The sequence below is a fragment of the Floccifex sp. genome (assembly GCF_051873555.1).
Lineage (GTDB): Bacteria > Bacillota_I > Bacilli_A > Erysipelotrichales > Erysipelotrichaceae > Floccifex.
The window spans coordinates 1-10507 of record NZ_JBJEEY010000083.1; the positions used below are offsets into that span (position 1 = coordinate 1).

Genomic DNA, 10507 nt, shown 5'->3' on the forward strand with positions numbered 1-10507 from the left:
CTGAAATTGACATTATTGACGTACAATTATCAACTTTTTAGTTGAACTTAGCGATTAAATAGAGGTGATGCAAATTGATGAAAAGGAAATATTGAAACTTTCACCCGGTGAGCTGGTGAACTTGGGAATAAGTCCTACCTGTTTTAACAGGAAACACAATGGTATCCTCTATGGCAACAACAATGACAAGATGCTATATGAAGATGAAGATATCGAATGCTTCTTTATTGGTAATCCTCTAGGGCAAATAGACATATGTGTATTTCGTCAATCGTTCATTATCACAACATGAGTGAAGCTCCGGACTATTTAAATGAAAAGATAATCCGGTTTACAAAACAATTCATGATCATCATCAAGGATGTTTTTCAATGTGAAAGAGTCTATATGTGCACAATGTGTAATGGGCCTAACAATCACTATCACATCCAACAGATTCCGCGTTATAGTTATGAAAAATGTGGTAGCATAAACTTTGTAAAAGAAAGACATTCTTATATCTATGATAAAGAAAAGGTCAACACAATCAAGCAGATGATAAGCAAATATGCAATAAGCAATATACAAAGAACAACATCTAGTCAAGCAGATTCAATTAAATCTGCTTTTCTAATGCAAACGCTTATTGAACACTTGCAATTGACAAGGCCAAAAAACATAGTTGATAACTAAATAAATGTACGATATTTTTGTTAAATCAAAAGAAAAAGACCACCCAAATAAATGAGTGATCTTGGTTTCTCTTGACGATAAATTTGATTAACGTTTTGAGAATTCCGTGAGAATTTCCACAGCCAAAATATCCTTTAAAATAAGGATCTTATTTTGGTTTGCTACTTTATTGCTACTTAGCTGCTACTTTATTTAACCTACAATACTACAGTTTTTCAATTTTTTGAGAAGAAGCTCTTAACACACGTTGATATACAATACTATACAGTCGGCTATATTCCAACCGTATTTTGTTTTAGTTGCTAAGGAATTGAAAATGCAGAAGATGTTCGTATTGATATTGAAAACAGAATTAACGATAGTATTATTCCTCAACCAAAATATTCTATTACAGTTAACAAAAATAAAACAATTACATTGCAGTTTGTCTAATAAAATGAACATTCAACTCCTTTACATATCCACTACTAACTAATGGCTTTTGAATGAATTTATTTATAGTTAATTTTTCATAAAATATAATGGCAGATTTAGATATTTTCCTTAATACGACGCATTTAGGAATTGACTATTTGTTAACTTAAGAGTATACTACTTATGAGTTAACTAAATTGAGGTGATGCCATGATAGGAAGAGAAAAAGAATTACAACACCTAGATTCTCTTTATGAAAGTGATCGTTTTGAATACTTAGTCATGTATGGACGAAGGAGAGTTGGAAAAACAACGTTGCTGCAGGAATTCAGCAAACATACCAATTCAATCTTCTATCCTGCCAGAGAAAAAAATGATACACTTAATCTCGAAGATTTTTCAAAAACTGTACAGCTTCATTTTGATCATACATATATTGCTTCTTTTCAAAGCTGGACAGCTGCCTTTGACTATATTTCAAAAAAGGTAACAGATAGGACTGCAATTATTATTGATGAGTTTCCATATATTGTTCAAGAGAATCCAACTATCAAATCAATTTTACAACATACCATTGATCACGATTGGAAAAATAAGAATATCTTTTTAATTCTGTGTGGTTCTTCTGTAAGTATCATGGAAAATGAAATTATGGGAAACAAATCACCTTTGCATGATCGACAAACTTCTACGCTTGAAATCAAACCATTTGATTATTATGAAAGTGCTGCATTCTTTCCAGATTATTCAAATGAACAAAAACTAATCAGTTATTGTATTCTTGGCGGCATTCCGCGATATCTTGAAGCTTTCAATCCAAAAATAGACATTCAAACTAATATTGCATTCAATATTATTAAAGAAGGATCTTATTTGTATGAAGAACCTGACAATCTTTTAAAAGCAGAATTGAGAGAGACAAATATCTATAACTCTATTCTTTCAGCTATTGCTTCTGGAAGAAACAAAATCATAGAAATCGCCAATTACATTCATGAAGACAAGGCAAAAGTAGCAAAATATTTATTGACATTACAGACATTAAGATTAGTAGAAAAAGCTGTACCTTGTGGTGAAAACAATAATTCACGTAAATCAATCTATGTAATTAAAGACAATTTCTTTAGATTCTATTTCAGGTATCAATTTACCAATAACACATATTATGCAATGTTAGGTGAAGATGAAGCGTCTAAAGAAATTATCAACGATATTTCCAACCTAATGGGCAATGCATTTGAGCAGATTGCAAAAGAATATTTGATTCGTAAAGCTAAAGAAAGAAAATTACCTTTCATTCCATTTACTATTGGAAAATGGTGGGGTAATAACCCAGTAATAAAAGCACAAGACGATGTGGATGTCATGGCAATCGACAGAAGTGGAAATAAGGCAATATTTATGGAATGCAAGTTCATGTCTTCTCCTATGCCATATGGTGAATATGAAGATCTTGTAACAGTCACAAAGGCATTCCCGGATATCAAAGAAAAATATCTGTATTTTATTAGTCGCTCAGGATATACAGAACCTGTAAAAAGGCAGGCTGCCATTGATGGTGCAGTGCTACTTGAAATTGATGATTTATTTATTTAAATTTAATCTTTTTTGCATCAGTAAATTTGCTGATGCTTTTTACATATAAAAGAAAAAGACCACTCAAATGAGTGATCTTGATTGTCTCTTGACGATAAAATTGATTAACGTTTCGAGAATTCCGTGAGAATTTCCACAGCCAAAATATCCCTTAAAATAAGGTTTTTATTTTGGTTTGCTGCTTTATTGCTACTTAGTTGCTACTTTATCAGGCCTACTATACTACATTTTTTCCAGTTTTTGAGAAGAAGTTCTTAACACATGTTGATATACAACACTATACAGCCGGCTATATTTCGGCCGTATTTTGTTTTGGTTGATTTTGCGGCCGTTTTCGTGTATAATTTAATTGCAATCCAGAATACTATGAAGGGAGAAAAGCATCTATGAACGAAACCGCAACATTGGAGTTCAAAGAATCAATAACCAAAACATTTTTAAAGACAGTAAGTGCATTTTCCAATTATGGAGATGGACAAATCATTTTTGGAATTGATGATGATGGCAACATAAAAGGAATTGAAAATCCAGAAGATGTTCGCATTGATATTGAAAACAGAATTAACGATAGTATTACTCCTCAACCAAAATACTCTATTACAGTTAACAAAAATACAACAATTACATTGACAGTTTTTGAAGGGAATAATAAACCTTATTTTTATAATTCAAAAGCATATAAGAGAAACGATACTGCTACCATAGAAGTTGATACATTCGAGCTAACAAGATTAATACTTGAAAGCAAAAAAATGAATTACGAAGAACTAAGTTCAGAATCACAAGGATTGGAGTTTAACTATCTAGCAGAAAAATTAATACAACATATTCAAATCGAATCATTCAATAATGACACATTAAAAACATTAAACCTTTTTAATGAAAAAAACGGGTATAATAATGCAGCCAATATTTTATCTGACAATAATACTTTCCCTGGTATCGATATTGCAATATTTGGGGATACTATTAATATAATTAAAAAAAGAATCATTCTCGAAAACATATCTATCTTAAAAATGTATGAAAAGGCTATTGAAACTTATAAAGATTACTATCAATATGAAGAAATTAATGGAAGTTACCGTAATAAAGTCGAATTAATCCCTGAAGAAGCCTTCCGTGAAGCATTGGCAAATGCTTTAATTCACAGATCATGGGATTTAAATGCTAGAATAAGAATCTCTATGTTTAATGATAAAATCGAAATTTCATCACCTGGTGGATTACCAAACGGAATAACCAAAGATGAATATTTAAAAGGAATGATATCATTGAGGCGCAACCCAATTATTAGTAATGTATTTTATCGTTTAGGAATTGTCGAAATATTTGGCACTGGTATATTAAGGATAAACCAAACCTATGAAAATAGTATAAAGAAACCTATTTTTAATGTCAGTACAAATACAATTCAGATTATACTGCCGATCCATGATAAGAATTATGACATGGAACAAGATCAAGCGATTTTATATGAAATATTGAGTAAAACTCAAAATATGTCTATCAGTGAAATAATGCCTTATGTTCCATTTGGAAGATCAAAAGTAAAAGAGTTATTAAAGAAAATGGAAAATGAAGGCATAGTCAAAATTGTTGGAAACGGTAAAGCTACAAAATATCATTTATAACTTAAACATAAATCTGATGAGTTAATCATCAGGTTTTCTTTTGCTCAATAGAAAAAGACCACCCAAATAAATGAGTGATCTTGTTGTCTCTTGACGATAAATTTGATTAACGTTTCGAGTATTGAGGTGCACGACGAGCAGCCTTTAAACCGTACTTCTTACGTTCTTTCATACGTGGGTCACGTGTCACAAAACCAGCTGCTTTTAATACTGGACGGTAATCTGCACTTGCTTCCATTAAAGCACGAGTAATACCATGACGCATTGCACCAGCTTGTCCTGTATATCCACCACCATGTACATTAATTAATACATCAAATTGATCCAATGTATTCGTTAATTCTAATGGTGATTTAACAACCATACGTAAAGTTTCCATTGGAAGATACTCATCCAAAGAACGACCGTTAACTACAATGTTCCCAGTTCCTGGTCTCAAGAACACACGAGCAACAGAAGATTTACGGCGTCCTGTTCCTAAATATTGAACTAATTCTTTTTTAGCCATTTTCTATTCCTCCCTATCCTTTCACCTTTAATTCAACTGGTTTTTGAGCAACATGTGGATGTTGATTTCCAGCATAAACAAATACATGTCCACGTTGAACATCCCCTAATTTAGTATGAGGCAACATACCTTTGATTGCTCTTTCTACCCATTCAACAGGATATTTTTCTTTCATAGTTTTCGCACTACGAACTCTTAAACCACCAAAGTATCCTGAGTGATTGTAGTATTTTTCAGTTTCTAATTTGTTTCCAGTCATTTCGACTTTGTCGGCATTAATCACAATTACATAATCACCACAGTCAACATTTGGTGTATATGTAGGTTTGTGTTTACCTCTTAATACATGAGCAGCAGTTGTAGCCAAGCGACCTAAGGTTTGTCCTTCACCATCAATTACATACCATGTACGTACGACTTCGGCAGGTTTTGCCATTGTTGTTTGACGCATTTCTTTTTTCCTCCTTGATTTGAGCGTTACCGGGGCTCAAAAGGCCAGAGTTTAGCCAAGTAATATATTAAGAAAAATACCTTGAAATGTCAATGACAACTCAAGGTTTTTTCATAAAATTTTTCTTTAAATTCTGATAATCGATTTTTGGAATTTCCTGCACAATTTTTACATCAAAACTTGATAACTTATAGAGTGCATAATCATACAAATCCGCATCTAAATCTGAAACCTGATGAGCATCCATTCCAATAATTGCTTTATTATGATAAATGGAAGCAATATCCCAGAACTTCTTATTTGGATACATTTCAAATCCCATTTTCTGATTCATCTGCATTCCCAATACATTATATTCCAAAGGAATATCTAATTCCTTAGCTTTTTGGCACACCCGATGAAACCCCATTTCCATTTCATCACTCCAAGCCTGTCCTCTTAAAATCAACTCTGGATGCGCTAAATACGCATACATTCCTGTTTCCATTCCATGAATGCAATCTTCAAAATAATCCATAATTCGATTTTCTGGACAATGTCCATAGTAGCACCCAAACTCATCGGAACGAAAAAAATGATTTCCTAATATTAAATATTCAATATTTTCTTTCATACAGAAATCAAGCATCCAATCCATGTATTTTGGAAAATACTCTGCTTCCATGCCCAATCGAATATCAATATAATCTTTATATTTTTCTTTTAAATCTAAAACACTGTTTTTATATCCCTTAAAATCTGATAAACTCATACGCATTCGTGATTGATACTTTGTATTATATTTCCAGCAACAATGATCCGAAAAGCCTAAAATGTCATATCGATTTTCAATGGCTTTGACAACAAATTCTTCATCAAAACCAATCGCATGATGGCATCTTTTTGTATGAGTATGAAAATTTATTCTATTCATATTTTACTTCCACTAAATATAACCCATGAGGATGTGCATTATATCGACAGACATCTTTATTCTTTGCCATTAACATCTTGTTCACATCTTCAATTTCAATTTGATGACGTCCCACTGCAATTAATGTGCCCGTCATCATTCGCACTTGATAACGCAAAAAACCGTTTCCTTCAAATACAAAACGAACATTCTGGTCTTCCTCATAAATATCCAATCGAGACACGGTTTTTATTCTAGGCTTACGAGGATCAATTTTACTAGAAGAAAAACTTGTAAAATCGTGTTCACCTATAAAATATTGAGCCGCTTCTTTCATACTTTGCACATCTAGTTTCGTAAATAACTTTTGTGCATATCGATATATAAAAGGATTATCAACGTCATATGTACACAAAAAATCATATCGTTTGGATTTTGCACTAAAACGAGCATGAAAAGAATCATCGACTTCTTCTACTTTTAATACACGAATATCATCAGGCAATAAAGTATTCAATGCATTTTGAACATTCTGACAAGGCATAATAACTTTTGGTTCAAAATGAAAAACTTGCCCTAGTGCATGTACCTTGGCATCGGTTCTTCCACTGGATACAATTTCTATTTTAGTTTTATGTATTTTTGATAAACAATTTTCAATAACTTCCTGAATTCCCAATGCATTTTCTTGACGCTGCCAACCCGCATAATCAAATCCATCATAGCTTACAGTGACTTTTAGAATCATAAAACCACCGCAACGGCAATATTGGCAACAAGAACAAGAATGGCGCCTGTCAATCCAATGTAATCTAAACCAGTCATTTTCAAGACTTTATAACGCGTTCTTTTTGCATTTGGATTGTATCCTCTAGCTTCCATGGCATTAGCTAGTTGATCGGCTCGATCAAAAGCAGAAATAAATAAAGGAACAATCAATGACAAAATTGCCATTACTTTTTCTTTTAAAGAACCATTTTCTAAATCCACTCCACGAGAAGCCTGTGCATTCATAATTCTCTGTGTTTCTTCAATTAATGTTGGAATAAAACGCAGAGCAATACTAATCATCATCGCAATAATATGAGCTGGAATTTTTATAACTTCCAATGGCTTAAATAGCTTTTCAATTCCCAGTGTTAAATCCAGTGGCTTTGTTGTTGCCGTTAAAATAGTTGTGATAATGATCATATATAACAAGCGAATCACAATATACAGAGTCTGATAAATCGCATCGGAATAAATGGAAAACCATCCCCACTGAATCCATGGCACCCCTGTTTTAATGACTAAAACATTAACCACCAGCAAAAAAACCATCATAAATAACATAGGTTTCATAGAGCGTAAAGCATATTGAATACTTAATTTTGACAACAATAAAGTAATGCAAATAAAAACACCAATAATAATATATCCAATAACACCTGACGGAATGAAAATAGATATCATCAACAACAACATGATGATAATTTTAGAACGAGGATCCATTTTATGAACAAGCGAATCCAATGGCAAATAACTCCCTAACGCAAAATTATTCACAAATCTTCACCTGCCCTTTAATACACTTTAACAAACTCTCTTCATCTAAAATAGAATCCGGAATCTGAAAACCATTTTCAATTAATTTTAATTTTAAACGAATAATGCTTGGTGGATTGATTCCAACTTGAATTAACCAATCCGGATTTTGAAAAAAATCATTCACATCGGCTTCATGCAACACATTTCCTTGATCCATAACAATCACATGATCACAATAACGCATCACATGTTCCATATCATGCGTTACTAATAGAACCGTTTTATTTTCTTTTCGATTTAAATTCATAAACAAAGTCATCATTTCCTTGGCCCCTTGTGGATCCAATCCCGCTGTTGGCTCATCTAAAACAAGAACCTTAGGATTTAATACCAAAATTCCAGCAATGGCAATTCGTCTTTTTTGTCCTCCGCTTAATTCAAATGGAGAACGATCCAAGTATGATTCATCCAATCCAACGATTGGTAAAATTTTATGAACTAAGTCGCTGGCTTGTTCTTCTGTTGCCCCAAAGTTTTTAGGACCAAAGGCAATATCTTTTTCAATGGTTTCTTCAAACAACTGATATTCAGGAAACTGGAAAACGAGACCCACTTCTTTTCGAAGTTTTTTTATGTCTTTAATTTTCAATAAAGGCTGAATATGAAAACCACATACTTCCAGTGAACCAGCTGTAGGAAGAAGCAAACCATTTAAATGCTGAACCAAAGTCGATTTTCCAGATCCTGTTTGTCCAATAATCGCAGTAATTTTTTCTTCTGGAATTGATAAATTCACGCCTTTTAAAGCTGCATGAGAAAAAGCAGAACCAGCATTGTATGTATGTTCTAAATCATGGATTTCAATTGACATAACTGATTCACCACCTCTTCTAATGTACAAACACAATCATCAATAATTTTTTCTTTCTTTAATTTTTTTGAAAAACGATACGCAAAAGGAACATCTAGCTTCATTTGTTTCAAAACTTCTTCTTGTTTGAAAATATCCATTGGCTTTCCTTCCATTACAATTTTTCCACTATTTAAAACAATTACATGCTCACTTTGAGCCACTTCTTCCATATCATGCGTAATAGAAAGAATCGTAATATTTTTATGTTTATGTAAATTCTTAATTTGCTGATTGATACTTGCTTTTCCTTGTGGATCCAACATACTCGTTGATTCATCAAAAATAATGATATCTGGCTCCATAGCCAAGATACCCGCAATTGCGACTCTTTGTTTTTGTCCACCTGATAATTTTGTTGGCTCGCTATTCAAAAAATCCTGCATACCAACACGTTTTGCAACATCTTCAATAATGGCTTGCATTTTTTCTTGTTTTACACAATGATTTTCCAATCCAAAGGCAATATCATCAGCAACCGTAGAACCAATAAATTGATTATCTGGATTTTGAAACACAATACCTATATGAGAACGAACATCGTATACATTTTCTTCATTTAATTCTTTACCCATGACATAGACTTTTCCAGACTTAGATGCCAGTAAACCAATAATTAATTTTGCAATGGTACTTTTTCCAGAGCCATTTTGGCCAACAATTGTTGTATAACTTCCCTTAGGAATAGCCAAAGAAACATCTTTAATAACATCGACCTGGTTGTCATAAGAAAAAGAAATATGGGATAATTCAATCGCATTCATTTCATTCACCACTTCCTTTTTGCCACATCATTATAACGAAAATAAAACTTTAATAAAAGAAAAAGATATCATTTCAAATGATATCCTTCATATTTTGCATTCGTTTTATGTGAAATCTCTAATAAACTCTTTAATAAATCTGATTTATTTACTTCATTGATTTCATCATTAAACATGACCTCAATTCCATTGGTATTTACATCAATAGTACTTGATAAACCTTTCTGGGCTAATAAATCCTGGAACAGCATTGCTTGTTCTTTCGAATCCATTGTAAACAAAAACAAAACGGGACTACTCTTTATTTGTTTCATATCATCTTCTAAAGACGATTCAATATGAATGACTATAGTTTCATCTTCTTCAGGAAGCAAAAATTCATCCAACTCTTTATCTTTTTTCTTTTCATAGAGTTTTTTTGTAACAATGGAAGCAGCAGCAAAACCAACAATAGCCGCCAACCCCATTTTCTTTAATCCTTTCATGATTTCCTCCTTGTAAGTGCAATTCCATCACCAATTGAATAAAATTCCGTTTCAAAATCCGATAAGCTTTCCAAATAATCATGGTATTTCGCAATTTTTAAAACCAATTGGCGAGTATTACGATTTTTTGTATTTTCAGGATGTTTAACCAATCCATGAAATTCCATATTATCTGTTATAATTATACCATTCTTTGACAACAACGAACAATATTTATCAAAAAACCTTGTATACTGTGCCTTTGCCGCATCAATAAAAATACAGTCAAAAAAACCTTCAGGATTTTCAATTTCCAAGGCATCGCCTTCGATTAATGTAATCTGATTTTGAAAACCCGCTTTTTCAATATTCAATTTAGCTTGTTCAATCATGTCTGGATTACGCTCAATTGTCACTACTCTCATTTCATCTGACAAAGAAGCCACTAAAATAGACGTTTTAGCAATAGCCGTTCCAATTTCTAAAAAAGACATACAACGATTTTCTTTGATTTTGGAAATCAAAAAAGATTGTCCTTCATCCATCATCACTGGAATTGCATGGTCTTGCGCAAATTCCTTCATTTCATCTTGTATCGACATAAAACCCTCAAACTTTTAAAAAAGTGAAGTAGAAATCTACTTCACAAATTCAACAATAGCCATTGGAGCAGCA

At 32.5% G+C, this 10507-nt stretch carries 11 protein-coding genes; 2 read left to right on the forward strand and 9 right to left on the reverse strand.

Annotated elements, in window-relative coordinates; all coding sequences use genetic code 11:
* The first annotated feature begins 1296 nt into the window (after nucleotides 1-1296).
* Both ACI32A_RS05085 and ACI32A_RS05090 read left to right on the forward strand, forming a co-directional pair.
* The gene (locus tag ACI32A_RS05085; RefSeq protein WP_439753952.1) at nucleotides 1297-2682 is read left to right on the forward strand and encodes an ATP-binding protein; all 1386 of its coding nucleotides are present in this window, start codon (nucleotides 1297-1299) and stop codon (nucleotides 2680-2682) included.
* Between the two features lie 386 nt (nucleotides 2683-3068).
* The gene (locus ACI32A_RS05090; RefSeq protein ID WP_439753953.1) at nucleotides 3069-4316 is read left to right on the forward strand and encodes an RNA-binding domain-containing protein; all 1248 of its coding nucleotides are present in this window, start codon (nucleotides 3069-3071) and stop codon (nucleotides 4314-4316) included.
* Between the two features lie 106 nt (nucleotides 4317-4422).
* Here ACI32A_RS05090 and rpsI read toward each other — a convergent pair whose 3' ends face one another.
* The 9 genes from rpsI to ACI32A_RS05135 all read right to left on the reverse strand — a co-directional run bounded on the left by rpsI (nucleotide 4423) and on the right by ACI32A_RS05135 (nucleotide 10434).
* Nucleotides 4423-4824 carry a 30S ribosomal protein S9 gene (rpsI, locus tag ACI32A_RS05095; protein ID WP_439753954.1) on the reverse strand — a complete coding sequence of 134 codons (402 nt, stop codon included), beginning with the start codon at nucleotides 4822-4824 and terminating at the stop codon, nucleotides 4423-4425.
* Between the two features lie 13 nt (nucleotides 4825-4837).
* Nucleotides 4838-5275: a 50S ribosomal protein L13 gene (gene rplM / locus ACI32A_RS05100; RefSeq protein ID WP_439753955.1), complete on the reverse strand. Its 438-nt coding sequence runs from the start codon at nucleotides 5273-5275 to the stop codon at nucleotides 4838-4840.
* A gap of 100 nt (nucleotides 5276-5375) precedes the next feature.
* On the reverse strand, nucleotides 5376-6188 hold the full coding sequence (locus ACI32A_RS05105) for a histidinol-phosphatase (RefSeq protein ID WP_439753956.1): 813 nt from the start codon (nucleotides 6186-6188) through the stop codon (nucleotides 5376-5378).
* On the reverse strand, nucleotides 6181-6915 hold the full coding sequence (truA, locus tag ACI32A_RS05110) for a tRNA pseudouridine(38-40) synthase TruA (RefSeq protein ID WP_439753957.1): 735 nt from the start codon (nucleotides 6913-6915) through the stop codon (nucleotides 6181-6183). The genes ACI32A_RS05105 and truA overlap by 8 nt, the downstream gene beginning before the upstream one ends.
* On the reverse strand, nucleotides 6912-7712 hold the full coding sequence (locus ACI32A_RS05115) for an energy-coupling factor transporter transmembrane component T family protein (RefSeq protein ID WP_439753958.1): 801 nt from the start codon (nucleotides 7710-7712) through the stop codon (nucleotides 6912-6914). Before ACI32A_RS05115 ends, truA begins: the two co-directional genes overlap by 4 nt.
* A complete protein-coding gene (locus tag ACI32A_RS05120; protein ID WP_439753959.1) occupies nucleotides 7705-8565 on the reverse strand; it encodes an energy-coupling factor transporter ATPase in 861 nt (286 codons plus the stop codon). Before ACI32A_RS05120 ends, ACI32A_RS05115 begins: the two co-directional genes overlap by 8 nt.
* A complete protein-coding gene (locus ACI32A_RS05125) occupies nucleotides 8541-9368 on the reverse strand; it encodes an energy-coupling factor transporter ATPase (protein WP_439753960.1) in 828 nt (275 codons plus the stop codon). The genes ACI32A_RS05120 and ACI32A_RS05125 overlap by 25 nt, the downstream gene beginning before the upstream one ends.
* A 68-nt stretch (nucleotides 9369-9436) precedes the next feature.
* Nucleotides 9437-9853, reverse strand: a complete 417-nt coding sequence (locus ACI32A_RS05130) for a hypothetical protein (protein ID WP_439753961.1) — start codon at nucleotides 9851-9853, stop codon at nucleotides 9437-9439.
* Nucleotides 9850-10434 (reverse strand): O-methyltransferase, encoded by a 585-nt coding sequence (locus ACI32A_RS05135; RefSeq protein ID WP_439753962.1) that lies wholly within the window; start codon nucleotides 10432-10434, stop codon nucleotides 9850-9852. The genes ACI32A_RS05130 and ACI32A_RS05135 overlap by 4 nt, the downstream gene beginning before the upstream one ends.
* Nucleotides 10435-10507: the final 73 nt, after the last annotated feature.

Coding starts and splice junctions, on each gene's coding strand:
- rpsI (WP_439753954.1), bottom strand. CDS start 4,824: ATGGCTAAAAAAGAATTAGTTCAATATTTAGGAACAGGACGCCGTAAA.
- ACI32A_RS05125 (WP_439753960.1), bottom strand. CDS start 9,368: ATGAATGCGATTGAATTATCCCATATTTCTTTTTCTTATGACAACCAG.
- ACI32A_RS05130 (WP_439753961.1), bottom strand. CDS start 9,853: ATGAAAGGATTAAAGAAAATGGGGTTGGCGGCTATTGTTGGTTTTGCT.
- ACI32A_RS05090 (WP_439753953.1), top strand. CDS start 3,069: ATGAACGAAACCGCAACATTGGAGTTCAAAGAATCAATAACCAAAACA.
- ACI32A_RS05085 (WP_439753952.1), top strand. CDS start 1,297: ATGATAGGAAGAGAAAAAGAATTACAACACCTAGATTCTCTTTATGAA.
- rplM (WP_439753955.1), bottom strand. CDS start 5,275: ATGCGTCAAACAACAATGGCAAAACCTGCCGAAGTCGTACGTACATGG.
- truA (WP_439753957.1), bottom strand. CDS start 6,915: ATGATTCTAAAAGTCACTGTAAGCTATGATGGATTTGATTATGCGGGT.
- ACI32A_RS05135 (WP_439753962.1), bottom strand. CDS start 10,434: ATGTCGATACAAGATGAAATGAAGGAATTTGCGCAAGACCATGCAATT.
- ACI32A_RS05105 (WP_439753956.1), bottom strand. CDS start 6,188: ATGAATAGAATAAATTTTCATACTCATACAAAAAGATGCCATCATGCG.
- ACI32A_RS05120 (WP_439753959.1), bottom strand. CDS start 8,565: ATGTCAATTGAAATCCATGATTTAGAACATACATACAATGCTGGTTCT.